At 56.0% G+C, this 16,490-nt stretch carries 14 protein-coding genes; 10 read left to right on the plus strand and 4 right to left on the minus strand.

Annotated elements, in window-relative coordinates; translation table 11 throughout:
• Positions 1-145: 145 nt before the first annotated feature.
• Complete coding sequence (locus ABVF61_RS20655; protein WP_353995417.1) at positions 146-913, minus strand: alpha/beta hydrolase; 768 nt, start codon at positions 911-913, stop codon at positions 146-148.
• A 327-nt stretch (positions 914-1,240) separates the two neighbouring features.
• On the opposite strand from ABVF61_RS20655, the gene ABVF61_RS20660 reads away from it, so the two are divergent.
• Positions 1,241-1,510 carry a hypothetical protein gene (locus tag ABVF61_RS20660; protein ID WP_353995418.1) on the plus strand — a complete coding sequence of 90 codons (270 nt, stop codon included), beginning with the start codon at positions 1,241-1,243 and terminating at the stop codon, positions 1,508-1,510.
• 378 nt (positions 1,511-1,888) lie between these two features.
• Here ABVF61_RS20660 and ABVF61_RS20665 read toward each other — a convergent pair whose 3' ends face one another.
• Positions 1,889-2,908: a hypothetical protein gene (locus tag ABVF61_RS20665; protein WP_353995419.1), complete on the minus strand. Its 1,020-nt coding sequence runs from the start codon at positions 2,906-2,908 to the stop codon at positions 1,889-1,891.
• 291 nt (positions 2,909-3,199) lie between these two features.
• Between ABVF61_RS20665 and ABVF61_RS20670 the strand changes: the two genes are divergently transcribed.
• Positions 3,200-3,421, plus strand: a complete 222-nt coding sequence (locus ABVF61_RS20670) for a hypothetical protein (RefSeq protein WP_353995420.1) — start codon at positions 3,200-3,202, stop codon at positions 3,419-3,421.
• Positions 3,422-3,519: 98 nt separating this feature from the next.
• Here the strand turns inward: ABVF61_RS20670 and ABVF61_RS20675 are convergent, their stop codons facing one another.
• Positions 3,520-6,984: an ATP-binding protein gene (locus tag ABVF61_RS20675; protein WP_353995421.1), complete on the minus strand. Its 3,465-nt coding sequence runs from the start codon at positions 6,982-6,984 to the stop codon at positions 3,520-3,522.
• Between the two features lie 319 nt (positions 6,985-7,303).
• On the opposite strand from ABVF61_RS20675, the gene ABVF61_RS20680 reads away from it, so the two are divergent.
• The 8 genes from ABVF61_RS20680 to ABVF61_RS20715 all read left to right on the plus strand — a co-directional run bounded on the left by ABVF61_RS20680 (position 7,304) and on the right by ABVF61_RS20715 (position 14,722).
• Entirely contained in the window at positions 7,304-7,786 is a 483-nt protein-coding gene (locus ABVF61_RS20680; RefSeq protein WP_353995422.1) for an Hcp family type VI secretion system effector, read from the plus strand.
• Between the two features lie 104 nt (positions 7,787-7,890).
• Positions 7,891-9,171, plus strand: a complete 1,281-nt coding sequence (locus ABVF61_RS20685; protein WP_353995423.1) for a hypothetical protein — start codon at positions 7,891-7,893, stop codon at positions 9,169-9,171.
• Between the two features lie 180 nt (positions 9,172-9,351).
• Complete coding sequence (locus ABVF61_RS20690) at positions 9,352-10,110, plus strand: prephenate dehydrogenase/arogenate dehydrogenase family protein (protein ID WP_353995424.1); 759 nt, start codon at positions 9,352-9,354, stop codon at positions 10,108-10,110.
• 347 nt (positions 10,111-10,457) lie between these two features.
• Entirely contained in the window at positions 10,458-11,408 is a 951-nt protein-coding gene (locus ABVF61_RS20695; RefSeq protein ID WP_353995425.1) for a homocysteine S-methyltransferase family protein, read from the plus strand.
• Between the two features lie 55 nt (positions 11,409-11,463).
• Positions 11,464-11,832, plus strand: coding sequence for a hypothetical protein (locus tag ABVF61_RS20700; RefSeq protein WP_353995426.1), 369 nt, complete (start codon positions 11,464-11,466; stop codon positions 11,830-11,832).
• The gene (locus ABVF61_RS20705) at positions 11,814-13,265 is read left to right on the plus strand and encodes a cytochrome-c peroxidase (protein ID WP_353995427.1); all 1,452 of its coding nucleotides are present in this window, start codon (positions 11,814-11,816) and stop codon (positions 13,263-13,265) included. The genes ABVF61_RS20700 and ABVF61_RS20705 overlap by 19 nt, the downstream gene beginning before the upstream one ends.
• Before the next feature lie 133 nt (positions 13,266-13,398).
• Positions 13,399-14,130: a hypothetical protein gene (locus ABVF61_RS20710; RefSeq protein ID WP_353995428.1), complete on the plus strand. Its 732-nt coding sequence runs from the start codon at positions 13,399-13,401 to the stop codon at positions 14,128-14,130.
• A gap of 94 nt (positions 14,131-14,224) precedes the next feature.
• The gene (locus tag ABVF61_RS20715) at positions 14,225-14,722 is read left to right on the plus strand and encodes a GNAT family N-acetyltransferase (RefSeq protein WP_353995429.1); all 498 of its coding nucleotides are present in this window, start codon (positions 14,225-14,227) and stop codon (positions 14,720-14,722) included.
• A 362-nt stretch (positions 14,723-15,084) separates the two neighbouring features.
• On the opposite strand, the gene ABVF61_RS20720 is transcribed toward ABVF61_RS20715, so the two are convergent.
• Positions 15,085-15,960: a hypothetical protein gene (locus tag ABVF61_RS20720; protein ID WP_353995430.1), complete on the minus strand. Its 876-nt coding sequence runs from the start codon at positions 15,958-15,960 to the stop codon at positions 15,085-15,087.
• Between the last annotated feature and the right edge of the window lie 530 nt (positions 15,961-16,490).

Consider the following 16,490-nt stretch of genomic DNA (forward strand, 5'->3'; position numbering starts at 1 on the left):
GATACCTTGGGCCAACGCAAGGCGAGGGCGTATAGCCAGAACCAGGGGGCATTGCGTTCAAAAGCCTGTCACCCGAGCGCAGTTGATCGGCATTTTTTCGCAAGGCTGCCGTGCGGGTGGTTTGAGAGGAAAAAACCGGATTGCCTCAAAGTGCGCGAATCCACTCCAGGCAGTGCTGTGCGAGCTTTTCACGCCCTTCTTCCAGCTGCATGTAGTGACATCTTCCAGGAACCTCGATGAAGGTCGCGCGGGTACCGTAGCGATCCGCCATCGTCTTGGCTGTTGTCGGCGGCACAACCTTGTCTTCGCTCCCGGAGAGAAACAGCAGGGGCGCGGTTGCACGGGTGAAGTCTATCCTGGTCGTCTGATTGACGTCGTACATCCAGAAGAACAGTTCAAAGAGAACCTGTCCGCTTTCCGTGCCGAGCCGGTCGCAGATATCATGCTGCTGTTCCACCGGCATCGTGTTGAGCCCGTAAGCTGCCAGCAAGTCGAAATCCTGTCCGGGGACGTCTTCCCAGAACGGGCCGGCGGACATGAACATTTTGCCAAGCGCGCGTTCCATCTCTGTGGTGGGGACGGTTCCGTTGATGATGCTGCTGTTAATGAGGACGCCCGCTTCAATCAGTTCGCGCGCGGAAAGCAGTTGCCCGATCAGTCCTCCAAGGGAATGTCCGATCACGATGGGCTTTTGCTCAAGCGTTTCAATGAACGCCGCAATATCAGCTACGTAGTCAGCTATGCTGACGCCTTTCAGTGCCTGTGTTCGCTCTTCTCCTTCCGGAAGATCGTGGAAGCGGTAGACGGGGCTGTGGCACGTATAGCCCTCAGCCTCGAAAAAGTGGCGGATCGGGTCCAGCGTCCAGGAAGTGGCATTGGTTCCATGAAGAAAGACAATCACCTTTTCTGACATTTACCGGCTCCGTCGCATGAAGGGGTGGTTTGGCTTTTGTTGTGCCGAACCAGAAAACCAAACTCTTGGCTTGGTGAACAGAGCGTTTATGCGGTTGATGAATTTCCAGGGTAAATTGGTTGAAATATTTGATGAAATCGCCGCCTCATGATTACCACTGCGTAAATTTCAGACTTGTTTAAAGTTTTGTTCGCTTTGCGTTAAACCTGTTTTTTTACGAGCCATTTAACTGCTCCTGTTGAAGTAGAGCTCAAGAAACGCCGGGGACAAACTCGCAATTACTTGCGTTTCTGGGGAAGTCGAACAGAGGACGAAAAGGGGAGCGTTATGGCTCGTTTTGAAATTCACTCGGCCGATATGGCCGCCATGGGCGAAAAGCCTATCACTGCTGATATCCTGTTCCAGATGGGACTGGACAGCGCCTGCGGCCGCAACGGCGCGACCGATCTGGTAACAGCGCACAAGTGGTTCAACATCGCTGCGCTTAAAGGCAACAAGGACGCTGCTCAGTATCGCAAGGAAATCTCCGGCGAAATGAGCCCGTCAGAGATTGCCGAAGCACAGCGCTCCGCGCGTGAATGGCTGTCAATGCATTGATCGGGTCGAAGGCTGCCGGCCTGACGGCACCTGAACCCATACATTTTTTCTGACGTGGCAGCGCAAAAAGGTTGCCACGTACGGAACGTCGCCGGCCGGATTGGCCGCGATGCTGAATATGCTGCAAACCGGCAATGGCTCCGCAGTCCCGACAGATGCGACTGCTGGTGCTGGAGCGCTTCAACCAATGCCGCGATCGAGCAAGCACTTTTTCTCTGCGTCTTTTCAATAAATCGCAGCTGGGGGCTATGTCGCTCGGCGTGAAGCTTTCTAGTGATGAATGCGACCGGTTTTCGGTGCCATCGATCCTTCATTCATTGATCCAGGCCCATGCATCTGCCAGGGACAGGAACCGGGAAACTTAGAAGTGACCCGCAACTATTGCCACTGCTCGCCGCAGAAGTGCGGGGCAGCCGTCGGCAATTCGACATTGCAGTTTGCGTCCTCAGTCCCTCTGAGCGGATAGAGATACGGCGACCTGTTTCCATACTGGTCTTTCGCATCGTAAAAGGTCCAGTTGTAAAACTCCTTCGAGTTGACACTGTTGCCGCCCTGGTTGCCTCCCAGGATCGTATAGCCATCGTACTTCTTCGAGTTGATGTCGCCCTTGGGATTTGAGGGCAGGTCACCGACCTCATCAAGAAAGGCAACGTGGTGCCACTTCTTCTTGTTGTGTTTCATGACAATGACGCACCCCCGTTTTGGTTCGTCCAGGGCCTGGAAACGCCAGCGCCTTCTGTGCAAAAACGAGAAGGCGCCGGTGCTGCCGGTATGACTGTATCCGGCTGTGTGGAGACAAAAATTCACGAATGCCGAACACCAGTGGTCGTTCTCCAGGTCGCGCTCGTGGCTCTTTTTGCGCTCCCAGGCGCGTTTACCCATGTACGGACACGCCTCGAAATAGCCTTCGTCGACGCGCGTATCGCCCTCGACGACAGCGCTGCCATCGTCGTTGAGCCAGTTGGTTTCGCGCTCGCGCAACGCGACGTCCATCCAGGGCGCATTCAAATTCAAGGCTTCCACAGCGATCGCTTTGATCGGTGATCGCCCGGGGGCAGAAACCGGGAGCCATGGAGGGGGCGGCAAATTCCTGATGACGACACGGGCCTCTGCCTGCATTTGCCGCCAGGTATCCTCGCCCAGCATACCGTCAGGATTGAGTTTCCTGGTCATCTGAAACTGCGCGACAAATTGGCTGAAATCATCTGCCTGCAAAAGACCGTTCGATATTTTCAGGACGCGGCAAACGCCTGACCAGTGGTGCGACCAGCCGATGCGGCGTGCCCGCTTTGCGTTGTAGCGCGCTGCCTTTCTGGCCTGTTGTTCTGACAGAACACTGGGAACGTCGTCGTAACCACTGTTGAGAAGCTGGAATGCGTGTTGATTAGGAATGGGCATCTTGCTTGGTCCTCAATTTCCATGACAGAAATTCTCAAGAAGTCGCAAGCAAGTCGCTGAAAAATATATATTTTTGAAGCGAGCAGACGGATCGGTTCGTTCAGCTGTAACTCTGAAATTACGAGCGTTTGAAAGGTTTGCGACTTGATGCGAACACCAGGCAATTTCCTGGTGATGCGTCAAATCGCCGTTACATCCGCCTGAAACCCTTACTCAAATGGAGGTTCGGTGCATTAAAAAACTGTCAAATAATGCTTTAGGTCATCCTCTCATAGAATAGACTGCGATGGTATGGATGATTTTGATCGGATACGAGGCGCGAAACTGCGGGTAACCGCCCGGTTTTTAAAGTTTCGCAACGAAGTAGCCGTGCAAAATCACCTTATCCCGAAGGGACGCAAAAACGGCTTCGATCTGCTGCGTCAAAGCGCTCAACCGGGCAAGAAGCCCGCTTTTCGCGCCTTTCCTTGCAGCTCATTGCCGTTTGCCGCGCCATCGCAGCCTATTTTATGAGGGGATGACCTAAGCTGCGTTAGAGCTTTCGATAGCTGGATCAGTTCCAAATTCGAGCGGCTGCCGAACACCGAACGTGTGCGTTCTTGAAGCATCGCTCAACGCAAAATTGAAAGTCCGCGCTGTGCGGCCAGATCCTGTGCAGCCTCGATGGCATGATGACGTTCGGTTTCACTTTTGTATTGCGCCAGAACCTTGAGGGCGGTGGGCTCGAGCACAAGATCGCCTATGTCCCTTGCAGAGCGGAGAGCCGCGGCGGCCTCAGCTTCCGCCTCTTCGCAGCGCTTGTTTGCTCGAAGCAACTCAGATTTATTCAGACGAAGCCAACCGTGGAACTGGCGCAGTTTGAGCTGTTGCGCCACCTCGATCTGACGGTTCAACAAGATGCTTGCCTCGTCGATCCGTCCGCGGGCAAGAAGCAATGGGAACGCGTCGCAGGCGAACCAGGACCGGAAAATGGGGGCATCGATCTCTTCGGCACGCTGCAGCGCCTCCATAAGAAGAGAAAGTGCTTCTTCCGAATTTCCGGCAAAGTTCTGTGCCCTTCCAAGCAGATGGAGCGAAAAGATCGTATCGAGCGGTCTTTTGGTTTCGCCCGCAAGATCGAACGCCCGTTCGGCGTGCCTGAGAGCAGCCTCGGTCTGGCCGTTGAGGCCAAAGGCATTGGAAAGATGGCCATGACACCAGACAGATCTCGTTCCCGTGTGACCGAACCTTTCGTGCCTGTGCTCTTCCCAATACGGCACGGTCGGCGCTAAAAGCGCGATCGTGGTCTGCCAATCGCCCATAAGGGACAGCGCCTGGCCTTCCGCCAGTTTTGCCTCATAGGCGGTTTGCTCCTCTTGGTCACTTAAGGCAGTTGCGTGTCTGGCATGCGTGATGGCGTTTTTCAGATAACCATGGGTGCTGAACAGGTAGCTTTTGCTGATGTGAACAGCGACGCGGAAGCTGCGGCTGTCTATCCGTTCTGCAAGGGTTTCGGCCGTGTCCAACTCCGTGAGCGCGGTTTCATATAGCCCGAGTGGCACGAGAACCGGGCGACGCTTGAGCGCAAGCTCGAGGCGCTTTTTCTGCGAATCCTGATGGTCCTGACATTTGGCGAGCGCGTCAACGGCGTAACCATAAGCCTCGGACGCAAGCGCGTAGGACGACAGCATGGCAAAGCGGTCACCGGCCCGGTGGTACCATTCAACGGCCTCTCGCCAGTCTTCGGAGCACCAGGCGTGGTGCGCGATGGCGGCTGGATCAATGTCGGGGCGTTCTCTCAGGTGCGCAGATGCGCTGGCATGCAGCGACTTTGAATCCGTCTTTGGGATCGTCGCATAGATAGCCTCATGAAGAAGCGCGTGCCGGAAACGGTGCCGTGAAGACGAGCCGTAACCGCTACGAACCACAAGCTCTTCCTGTCTGAGCGCCGCGAGAGCATCATCCAGACGCGTTTCTTGATAACCCGTCAAAGCGGCGACTGCGCTGTCCGGTGCTTCGAAGCCAAGCACGGCGGCGCATTGAAGCACACGTCGACTGTCGGACGAAAGGCGATGGACCGTCGCATTGAGAATGTCTCGGATTGTAGCCGGTACATCATCAAGTGCCTCTTTACCGCCAGCTGAAACGGCCCTTGCGGTTTCCACCAGAAGGAACGGATTTCCCGCAGCGCGTTTCAGTATCTTTTCGCGGATGTTTTCTGACAGTCCCTTCACCCAGGGAGAAATCATTGCCTCGGCGTCTTCATGTGCAAGCGGTGTCAATCGCAAGAGGCGGAATGAACTGCGTCCGATCCAGCTGACCTGGTACTCGGGGCGAAACGTCGTGACAACGGTCAGAGGATACGCCGATATCTCTCCGATCAGCCGATCCAGAAACTCCGCTGAGTCTCTGTCGAGCCAGTGCACGTCTTCCACCGCCAGGATGGCCTCGCCGTTTTCACACGCCCGGAGAATGACTTCGCGAGCCAGCTTGAAGATCCTGAGGCGCTGTTCTTCGCGAACAAGGCTGTGCCGCTCGGCCTCGGTGGCAAGACCCAAAAGGTCCAACAGGACTTCGCGGTGCACGTCGCGGATGTGCCTTTCGGCGATAGCAGCGTCGACCGATGCGCGACTGGGGTTTTCACCGCCGAAAATCCGCGCAGCAAGAAATCGAGCGATGGCGCCAAATGAACGCGACGCTTCACGGTCGTAACCCTCAATTGTAAGCACTTCTGCGCCTTCGCATGCGCGCAGAAACTGTCGAAGCAGCGTCGATTTGCCAATCCCGGCTTCACCTACGATTCCGACAACCTGTGCCTGGCTAAATTGCGACTGGGCAAATGCGGACTTCAACGCATCGAGCTCGGCTTCGCGTGCTATGAAAGATTTTTGGGTTGGCCTTGCGCTCAGTCTGGACGATGTTGCCGGGGAAAGCTTGCTTCTCCCCGGTTCGGCGGTCTGCAGCAGAGCATTTGCCTCTGCCAGGAGCGGAGCCAGGACGGTGAGATCGATATCGTCTGTGCCATCGGATGCAGTATCGATGATGTCGCCGGAGACGACTGCCAACTTTAGGGCATCCCCGGTTTGCCCCGCCAACGCGCTGGCTGTGTGCACTGCCGCTTCCGCGTGACGCTCGACCAGACCTGAAGCGCCAAAGACGCAGGCGATAGCGGACCCCGCCTGTTCCAGGATCTGTGCCGAACCATCTTGAAGGGTGTCTTTCAAAAGCGTGCTCACCAGTGCAAAGTCCGTCGCAAATTCTTCCGGATCCGTGGCTATTTCGGATGGCGTGACCGCAAGCAGTGAGACGCTTCGCCGCTCTCGAAACGTAACTTCAGTGGAAGCTGACGGAACCGGATCGGGCGCCGGTGCCGGCTCAGCGCTCCAGTTTGCAATTTGATCGCGGAAATCCTGAGTAACGGTTTCGGGTTCGATCCCGAGCGCGGCCTGAAGTCCTTCCTTGAAGTCTTCATAAATCGCGAGTGCAGATGCGCGCCTGTCCATGTGCACGAGTGCTTCCATGCGATGGCGAAGCGCTTCCTCGTTGAAGGGGTCGATTTTCAATCCAAGTGCAGAAACGGCTTCAAGACCTGCCCAGTCTTTCCTGGAATGGCGACGGCCTGCAGCAGTGGACGCGGCTTCAGAGATCTTCATGCCAATCGAGCGCCGCTCCTGATCGAGCCAATCCTGAAAAGCCGGATCAACGCGACCGACAGCGCCAAGAATCTCGCCGCGATAAGTCTTTACAGCGGAGGTGGGATTTGCCTCCAAACTGTCCAGAAGACTATCCACGTCAGTTTGAAACGAGCGTTCTTTCAAGGAGATGGTTTGCCGGGTAACCTCCAGTTCCGGCGCTCCCGCCGAAGCGAAAACCTTCTGGATATGATAGATCGTCTGCCGCAATGACGCGCGTGCCTGCGCTTCATCGCGTTCGCCCCAGAGCCTGGAGGCGGCGATTTCGCGGCGCATAGATCCTTCGAGAGCGAGCAGTGCGATCAGGAAGCCTGCATGGCGGGTCGGAAACGCAAGTATCCGTTCACCAAAGTGTACTTCCAGCCGGCCAAGCAGCCGTATGTCCAGACAGTTATCGCGATCCATCCAACAGCAGCAACCTCATGTGAGAAACCGTTTTGGCGAAAATTTAACGCTTCGCATGCGGCTTAGCCAGCTTTTGTAACGGAGGCAAAACGGAGGCTTCCTATTCGTTAAGCGCCGCCTTGCCAGAGATGCAGCGTGAAAGGTTTGACAACAAGGCCGCTGAAATCTTGCGGCAGCCTCACAGCGCGGATCCACCGGAGTGGCGGTCCATGTGCCTCGTCCTGAGGCGCAATGCACGGATGTCCGACGTCTCAAGACCCGACAGTCTTCAGACCGAGGTGAGTTCATTCAAACGAAGCAAATCGAAGGAAACTTTAAAATGGCAGTCGATCATTTTCTCAAACTGGAAGGCATCAAGGGAGAAGCTCAGGACAAGACCCACAAGGACGAGATTGACGTCCTGGCCTGGTCATGGGGCGCAACGCAATCCGGAACAACGCATATGGGAGGGGGCTCCGGATCCGGCAAAGCGCATTTCATGGATCTCACCGTGAACAAGTATGTCGACAAGTCTTCACCCGCTCTTTGGCAACATTTGTCTACCGGAAAACATATCCCGAAAGGATCTCTGATTGTCCGCAAGGCGGCCGGGGAAAACCCGCTTGAATATGTGAAGATCGAGATGAAGGACATCATCGTGACCAGCATCAACAATGAAGGCAGTGACGATGAGCGCCTGTTTGAATGCCTGTCCCTGAACTTCGGGGAGTACAAGATGGTCTACACCGAGCAAAAACCTGACGGTTCGAAAGGGGCTGCCCCGGAGTTTGCCTGGGACATCGCCGGGAATACGAAGGCCTGAGCCCACCTGACAAATCTATAATTGAATAGTGGCATTGGCTGAATGGATGATCTTCAAGACATTCCGCCGTTGCCGCCTGTTCTGCTTTGGAAGGAGCATGGCAAATGGCAAATGAGAAGACCAGTTTTCGAAAAGCGCGTGAGCTTGGTGCGCCGGACGTAACAGAGCTCATAGCGACTGTGCCGTACCTGAAGCGCCTGCTTTCGAAAGGACAGGTTGCTCAGCTTCAAAGGGTCATAGACGCTGAGTTCCTGAACCCGGTCTACGTGAAGGAATTCCGGAAAGCGATTGAGGCTTCGGTGATCGGGCGCGGTGGAAACCTCGTCGCCTACGATCCGAAAAAGAAGCGGCGCGCGTATCGTATTTTGGACCGTCGGGTAAAGGTTTCCGAACGGGACGCGTATGTGAGGCTTGATCACAAAAAGATGCTGACTGCTGATGCCCTGACGCCCCGGACCAACAATCCCGACGAGGCTGATTACCTCCTGAGGGTGCGCAACATCTTGAACACCAAGGGTGTCTGGTTGCGGCTGCGAAGGCCGTATGACATCAGGAGACAGGACCCGACGCTGTGGGAATTCTGGTTTTCATTGGGGATCAAGGGCGACCTTATCGAGACGAAGGATGCCATGATTGACCGGGAAGAGCTTCTTGGAGTTACCATGCTGGGAGCCGGTTATTACCGCTCCGTTCTAACCGGACCCGTTCAATCCAAACTGAATCGCGCCTCAGATCGTACGCACACATTTTTCGAAAACACCTGGGATAAACATCAGGAACTTGCACGCAATCGGCGCGCACAACCAATTGCGGCATTTGCTGCCGACGTCATCGGTGGTGGATCGCTGCCAAGTCAATCGATCTGGACCGCTCCGCGAAAGTACCAGGAAAAGTACCGCGGCGCCCTGATCAGCGGAGATGTCGTCAAAGCGCAGATCCATATGCTGGTTACGTTGTGTCTGATCGAGCAAAACGCCCGCATGCTGGCAGATTATCTTTCCAGAACCATCGATGGAGCCGAACAGGCTCTCGCGGTGTTTCAAGTCGTCGAAAAGATCATCGACACGTTTGAAATCGTGGCGTGCGTCACCGGAGTGGGTCTCGGATACAAACTGGCAAAAACTGCGGGAAAGAGGCTCACCCGAAGAACTGCAGGAAAAAGTCTTGCCAAAAGAAAGGCAAAGCGGCGCGCGCAAAACGACAGGCTCAACGACCTATGGGCAGAGATTGAAACCAAAAAGCGGCAGCGCGATCCTACCGCGATCATGACGGATGCCGAACTGGCGGAGGTCAGGGCGCTTCTGAAGCCAGGTTCAAACACGCTCGGTACCATGAAGGGCGGACACAGCTCCGGATATGGCAGGGGATATCATTCCTATCCTTGAGGCTAAAAGACTGTCGTCTGGGCTGTACCACGCACACTTGCCCGGATAGAAAGTGTGCGCGCAAAACGATCGTGTCCGCATGAGGATAGCGCGACAAATAAGTTGCCGGCGCGGTGCCTTTGAAAGTCAGGCGCGTTCCGGTGAAGGGGCGCAGAGCTGGATGGTCCGGAGAACACGGGAATGATCGAAACACTTGGGATCGTTGGCTACGGACAGTTTGGTGCTTTCCTTGAAAAAGTTGCCGAACGCTTTGTGCCCGGGATCCGCGTCCGCATTCATTCCAGACGCGCGGAACCGGATAATGACAGGTTCTTTTCTCTCGACGAGGTTTGCCAGTGCGACGTCGTCATAATCGCATCCGCGATCGGTCAGTTTGCTGCAACCCTGGACGCCGTTGTCCCCAGGCTGGGTAAGCGCAGCGTGCTGGCGGATGTGGCGACCGTGAAGTTGCATACGGCCGAGCTGCTGAAATCACAGGCAGCTCGGTCTGGGAAACCCTTGCGGTATATCGCGACACATCCGATGTTCGGGCCACACAGCTATTCGAAGATCGGCCAGAGCCTGCAAGGCCTGCGCATCGTTCTCACTGATCACTCGCTTGAACCGGCTGTCTATGATGACGTCAAGGCTGCGTTGAATTCGGTCGGACTGGTCGTTCTGGAAATGTCGGCAGACCAGCATGATCGGGCTTTGGCGGAAACTCTTTTTCTGACGCATTACATCGGCCAGGTTGTCACCCACGGCGATTTCCTGCGCACCGAAATAGACACGTTGTCCTTCGGATTTCTGATGGATGCGGTCGAGAGCGTGCGCCAGGACGGAGACCTGTTCCGCGACGTTTACCGCTTCAACCCGCACTGCCGAGCGGTCGTAAAGCGGTTCGAGGCAGCAGAAGGCAAAGTCGCACGAATGCTGGAAACGTTCGATGCGGATGGTTGACACTTTTCAGCGCAAGTGAACGCGGCCCAGGCGTCCAAGCCTGCTGACCAGGGCGAGCTGATTTGTGATCTCAACACGGTCGCTATTCCCCACAATTCATCTAATGCCATCGCAGTTTCTGTCGCTTCGAGCGGTAGTTTGAACCGCGTGCGAACACACCCGTTGCTATTTCGCTGTGGCATGCTCCGGTCAGGCCCGGACATCAATCGCTTTCGTCGAGATTGATCGCCGGGTCGACGATTTAGCGAAAATTTGACGTTTGACACAACGTGCCGCCGGCATTTGTGACGGAGGCAAAACGGTCTTCGTCCGATCCTTCTCCCGTCAACGCTTACAGGAGAAGCGACATGAAAGAACTTTCAAAGACCCTTCCACAGATGAGCGGCGACCTCTTCGTTACGGATGGGGGTATCGAAACGACGCTGATTTTCGACTACGGGATCGATCTGCCACTCTTTGCTGCTTTCCCTTTGCTGGCCACGGAGGATGGCCGTGAAGCACTGCGTCGCTATTACCGAAGCCACGCGTCTGTTGCCGCGGCACACGGAACCGGTTTCGTGTTTGAAAGTGCGACGTGGCGGGCAAGCCCCGACTGGGCCGAAAAACTTGATGTTGGCGTGGACGATTTGATCGCGCTCAATCAAAGCTCAGTTTCATTGATGGCTGACATGCGGACAGAATTTCCCGGACTGAAAAGCGTACTGTCAGGGTGTATTGGACCGCGTGGTGACGGTTACGTGCCCGGGCAGGTGATGCGGCCGTCGGAAGCAGAAGCCTATCATGCCATTCAGGTTAGTGCCTTTGCCGAGACAAGCGCGGATTTGGTGACCGCAATCACCATCAACAATACCCCGGAAGCAATCGGTATCGTTCGGGCCGCGCAAGGGCACGGTCTACCTGTCGTGATCTCGTTCACTGTTGAAACCGACGGGCGTCTGCCAACCGGCCAGCCTCTTGGTGCAGCGATCAACGAAGTGGATGCGAAGACCGACTTCGGGCCTGCCTATTTCATGTTGAACTGCGCTCATCCGGACCATTTCCAGGAGACATTGCGCACAGGTGGCGAGTGGCGCAACCGGATCTGCGGGATACGCGCCAACGCCTCGCGTCTCAGCCATGCCGAACTCGACGAGGCCGAAGAACTCGACGATGGCAACCCGGTGGAGACCGGACGCGACTATGCGGAGCTGAAGAGCTTCATGCCGCAACTGGTCGTGCTCGGCGGATGCTGCGGTACGGATCATCGGCATATCGAACAGGTGTGCCTCGCGGCCAAGAAAAACCTGAGTGCTGCGTAGCCCCAAGAGAGCGGCCGCACGAGAAGCGAAATCAACGAACCCGAGGAAAAGACTAATGAAACGATCAAGTTGGCCTCTTGCCGGGCCACTGGTCCTGGCGCTTGCTGTTGTCTCCGGTCTGGCCATCGCGCTTGAAGACGGCCCACCCGTCGCCAGTGGCTGCGAAAACTCCCTAAGTCCTTCAAGTGAATTTCTTGTGCAAGGCACAAAGCCCGGAACGCAACTGGCCGGCATGTTGCCGGGCGCGGCCGCATCCGGTCCCGCTCCGCGCGGAGCTTCGACGAAGAAGTCATATTTTTCAGTTGAGCCGCGTCATCGCCCTTCATGGTGGCGATCCGCCGGAGCTGCTCGCCGGGCGACGAGCGCAGACATTCACGTCCTCAGAAGCGATGAAGGAGAGGCAAGATGTCCCGTTTGTCCCTGAATGCTGTTCTGGTGTCCACTGTTGGCCTGGCGGCAATGTTACCTGCTGAGGCGGGCGAATTGCCAAATCCGCTGGAAGATGAAGACTATCTCCACGATGGCGCTCCTGATCCCAAACTGATCGAACTTGGACGCATGCTCTTTTTCGATCCGATCCTGTCGGGAAACCGGAACATTTCCTGTGGTACCTGCCACGATCCAAGCCGGGGCACCGGTGACGATCTGGCTCTGTCGATCGGCGAGGGCGGTGAGGGTTTCGGAGCGGACCGCCACAGCGGTCGCAGTGGCGTTACAGGTCGCGTTCCGCGAAATGCACAGCCGCTTTACAACATCGGCGCACGCTCCTACCGGGCTTTTTTCCATGATGGCCGCCTGGAGCCCGACGCGGCCGGCGTATTCAAGAGCGGCTTCTGGAGCCCTGCGCGTGAGCATCTGCCGGAAGGGCTAGACAGTCTCCTTGCGGCCCAGGCGATGTTTCCAGTGCTATCGCCCGTCGAAATGGCAGGGCAAAAAGGCGAAAACCCGGTGGCGACGGCGGTCGCCGAGGACCGGCCAGCCGACGCCTGGGACCTTTTGGCAAAGCGGCTTTCCGGGATCGGCGTGTATCGCGAAATGTTCCGCGAAGCCTTCGGTTCCAGCAAGGTTTCGTTCGTTCAGGCAGCCAACGCCCTTGCTGCATTTCAGGCTGTCGCCTTCAGATCAAATGGCAGTCCGTTTGAACAAACCCTGCGTGATGGTGAATTTGCAAGACTGAGCGACGATGTCTGGGCCGGCATCGATTTGTTCTACGGGCGGGCCGGGTGTGACAGCTGTCATTCGGGTCCGCTTATGACAGATCACGGCTTTCACGCGATCGCAATGCCACAGACCGGCCCGGGAAAGGGACATGGCAGCGACACGAGCTACTGGCATGCGAGTGGTTTCATGGATCGCCTGGAGGATGAGGGGCGTTTTCGTGTCACCTTTGAAAAAGAGGACCTCTTTTCTTTCAGAACCCCGTCACTGCTGAACGTCGCGCTTACCGGGCCCTGGGGACACTCGGGGGCCTATGACACGCTTGAAGGTATCGTTCGGCACCATCTGGCACCGCAAGCGTCTCTGGAAGCGTATCAAGGCACGGAATTACCGGTTCTCGACGCCGTCATCGAACAAACGGGTAAGGGATCGAAGTTGATCTTCAGACCAGTGAATCCGGCCCGCCGCAATGCTTTCGACCGCCGCGATACATGGGTGCAAACCAATGTCCGCCTGACCAACCGTATTGCTGAAGCAAACGACCTTGAACCGATTGAACTCAGTGACAGGGAAGTCGGGCAGCTGGTCGCATTCCTTGAAAGCCTCACCGATCCGGCGATGCGCGATCGGCAGGATCTGATTCCGGAACGCGTGCCCTCCGGCCTGCCTCTGCAACCGCCGCCTCAAAGCAGCCGATAACGAGAATCTTCAAACACTGTTCCGGTGACACCTTGCAGACACCGGACCTTGTCGGGTCCGCGAGAGGCGGACCATCAGGCTCAGGACCCGGCCTGGTCCGAGCACCCAACTGGAAACCCAGGAAGGAAATCACATGAAACGTACACTTCTGGCGCTATCGCTTGCGCTTTCAACCACGCTGCCCTCATTGGCCGACGATGCTGTGCAAATGGCTTCGGCCAATGCGGCCTATGACATGGATGAAAGCATGTCGCTGACCTTTATTTTTCACATAGATGAAAAACTGGCCGAGCAGGATGTTTTCTTCGAAAGGGTCGCAGGATCGGGCGAGGTGTTTCGTCCAACCGGCGCGACGAGAAACATGGATGCTCCACTGTATGCACCCGCTGACGCCGTTCCGCACACGCCTCTTCAGATTGAAAACACGGGCCCGTGGCGGCGCGGAAAAGCGCTTGGGATTACCCTTGGAGACTGGTTCGCTGCCAGGGGCAGCGGGCACTACTCTTGTGAAAACGGCAAAGGTATCGTGAATCTCCGGTTTGAGAAGCTTGTTCCGAACGGCCTCTATACCGTCTGGCATGACTTTGCGATCTGGCCGCCGACCGAGCCCTTTCTCGGCTTCTATGACACGCCGCTCGGCTCCCGGGACGGGACCGAGAATGTTTTCAAGGCCGATGAGAATGGCGATGCCAAATTCGTTCGAGAGATCACGCCTTGCCTCCAGTTGACTGGCGAACAGCTGATCTCAGAACTGGCGATCGCCTGGCATAGCGACGGCAAGACTCATGGGCCTCTGACAGGCGAGTTTTCCACCCAGACCCATGTGCAGATGTATGTGCCGCTTCCTAAGCGGTCCGGCCTTTGAACACTGCGGGACTGGTCTGAGGCGACTGATCGGACCTATTCTTAAAGAAGAGCGGCCGTTCTATGAGCGGCCGCCGCGCCCCGAGGAAGGTTTCATGAACTACACGATGCGCCATGCCGAGCCCGCCGATGCGCCGGGACTTCATGCGATCCTGACAAGCCCGCACGTTGTTCAAGGATCGATGCGGTTGCCCTACATGCGGCTCAAAAACACCGAGGACCGCTTGTCGGCAGATCCGAACATGGTTCAGATCGTCGCCGAAGACGGCGGCAAGATTATCGGTTTCGCAGAGCTCGTTTTACATCAGCAGATACCACGCGCCGCTCATGCAGCCGAGCTCAATATGGTCGTGACCCATGGCGAGCGGCAAGGCGAGGGTATTGCCCGCACGTTGATCAAAGAAGTCATCCGACTATGCGACGGTTTCTATCGGATCAGACGCCTCAGTTTGATCGTCTGGGTGGACAACGAGAGAGCCATCGAACTCTATAGATCACTCGGCTTTGAAGAGGAGGGACGCATGCGGGACTACGTTCGCACAGAAAAGGGATATTGTGACGCTCTCCAGATGGCTCGGATCTCAGAAAATTGAAACGTCTGTGTGCTTTTTCGAGCGAAAGCCAGTCATTACTTTAGGGGTAATTTGGAAAAATCGCATTGGAGCCCACGAGCCTCCATTGTTGTTTTGGATCAACAGTTTTGGCTGGCTGAGAGCCGGAAAAACGTCAGCTGGCGTTAGCCATTCCAACGCAGTCGACTTCCAATTTTCAGAGCACTTCCGCGAGCCGAAAGATAGATCCTCGGCCGGATCGGCGCGCATATCCCGGAGGGTCATCAAGGCTGCCAGGTCACAATAGTGAACACCATACCGGCCGGCACGGGAAAACGCCCTCGCCGGTGAGATACAATCTCGCCGGCGATAGTATCGGATTACCCGTTTAGAACTGGCCGAAATCATGGTCTGGAGAATGAGCTTTGCTCACAAAGACGCATTTCAGCCTCGACCATTTTCTTGATCTTGTCTTGTAACCCTGCAACGCCCTTGAACGGGTTCATGTTGACCTTTCCGACCTGCACATTGAACGCCTGCTCCTTCAGGAGCCGGTTGAAACTGGCCTGGTAGGAACAGTCCGGCGCTTCGAGGCCGACAGGTGCCGCCGTTACGGACGTGATGTCCTGCCTCTTTTCGCGAGCGGCTTTGTTGACAGCCAAAGCCGCAGCCGAGTTCATTCCGTGAATATCCTTCAGCGGCGTATAAAAAATTCCTTCGAAAGTTGAATTCAACGAGAGTGCTCCCCCGCACTTCATCTCGATATCAGAGTATTGCATCTGAATACCCGATTTCCTGATCTGCTTAAGCATCTGACCGCCAGTTGACTGGAGAACAACCAGCACCACACCCGGATAGTCCTCGTTGTGATACAGTTGAACCCACTCGATCCTGGAGTAGTGTTTTTTGGCGAATACTTTCCAAGACATGAATATTGTCTCCACGTGATAGCTTTTAACTGTTGACGCGTAAAACAAACAGCAACAGCGTTTTTTGCCCGTCACAAATGACCGCTCAAGCGAGCTTGAAACGTTAAATGCGCGCCAAATCCGCAGTTTCGGAGATTTTCGGGAGTGAGTGTTATCCTTGTCGCTCAAGCACTCTGGCTTTGAAGAAACCGGCTTTCCAGTGAGCTCTGTCTCGCTCTTTCTGAAAGAAGCGGTCCACAACAGATAGGAAGATGCAAAAATCGAATGTTTGGAGCCGCGAGCGATCGAACTCCAGCGCGATTTGACTTGCTGTCTCGTCGTCGCCAGCGAGGGCGCAGCAAGCTGTCCCAAAGCATCGCTTCAGGTGGAACCGGAAGGGCACACCCGTGAGCTGCGCAGGCGCATTGCAGCATGGTGTTTTGGCCCCTTGGAAGTAGCTACAGATGGTGCGGACACACCGGCTCCGGCAGGGCGGGAAAACTTCGAGGGCGTTACGCTCCTCGGGAGAACGCACAGCTTCGTTATCCGCAACCTCGCGGACCAGACGAAATCACCACAGGACCTCGACAAAATAGTCCGCTGCTGGTCAGAACAACTCAGCGAACAGGCCAGTTGAACGATTGCGGGCATGTTGCAGGGTCAAGGCCAGGGTTGACCTGGAGCCTTTCGGCCTGGAGACGAAGCGTCAGGCTACCGTCGCGTCTTTGACCCGTGTTTCTAACCGGCTTCCCGCACGATGAGAACAAATCACTGACATGTTTATGCGTGTTTTGAGCGAGAAATGCGGTCATTCGTCCTTCGATCTGCGCATGTTTCCGCAAAACTCTGAGGGACAGGGCAGCGTGGAAAAAGTTCCTGGCAGACGAAAAAGCGCTTGCCTC

Source organism: Roseibium sp. HPY-6, from assembly GCF_040530035.1.
Classification (GTDB): domain Bacteria; phylum Pseudomonadota; class Alphaproteobacteria; order Rhizobiales; family Stappiaceae; genus Roseibium.

Bases quoted from the DNA above. Each gene is read 5' to 3' on its own strand.
- ABVF61_RS20700 (WP_353995426.1), top strand. From the start codon at position 11,464: ATGAAACGATCAAGTTGGCCTCTTGCCGGGCCACTGGTCCTGGCGCTT.
- ABVF61_RS20655 (WP_353995417.1), bottom strand. From the start codon at position 913: ATGTCAGAAAAGGTGATTGTCTTTCTTCATGGAACCAATGCCACTTCC.
- ABVF61_RS20695 (WP_353995425.1), top strand. From the start codon at position 10,458: ATGAAAGAACTTTCAAAGACCCTTCCACAGATGAGCGGCGACCTCTTC.
- ABVF61_RS20705 (WP_353995427.1), top strand. From the start codon at position 11,814: ATGTCCCGTTTGTCCCTGAATGCTGTTCTGGTGTCCACTGTTGGCCTG.
- ABVF61_RS20675 (WP_353995421.1), bottom strand. From the start codon at position 6,984: ATGGATCGCGATAACTGTCTGGACATACGGCTGCTTGGCCGGCTGGAA.
- ABVF61_RS20710 (WP_353995428.1), top strand. From the start codon at position 13,399: ATGAAACGTACACTTCTGGCGCTATCGCTTGCGCTTTCAACCACGCTG.
- ABVF61_RS20690 (WP_353995424.1), top strand. From the start codon at position 9,352: ATGATCGAAACACTTGGGATCGTTGGCTACGGACAGTTTGGTGCTTTC.
- ABVF61_RS20680 (WP_353995422.1), top strand. From the start codon at position 7,304: ATGGCAGTCGATCATTTTCTCAAACTGGAAGGCATCAAGGGAGAAGCT.
- ABVF61_RS20665 (WP_353995419.1), bottom strand. From the start codon at position 2,908: ATGCCCATTCCTAATCAACACGCATTCCAGCTTCTCAACAGTGGTTAC.
- ABVF61_RS20660 (WP_353995418.1), top strand. From the start codon at position 1,241: ATGGCTCGTTTTGAAATTCACTCGGCCGATATGGCCGCCATGGGCGAA.
- ABVF61_RS20685 (WP_353995423.1), top strand. From the start codon at position 7,891: ATGGCAAATGAGAAGACCAGTTTTCGAAAAGCGCGTGAGCTTGGTGCG.
- ABVF61_RS20670 (WP_353995420.1), top strand. From the start codon at position 3,200: ATGGATGATTTTGATCGGATACGAGGCGCGAAACTGCGGGTAACCGCC.
- ABVF61_RS20715 (WP_353995429.1), top strand. From the start codon at position 14,225: ATGAACTACACGATGCGCCATGCCGAGCCCGCCGATGCGCCGGGACTT.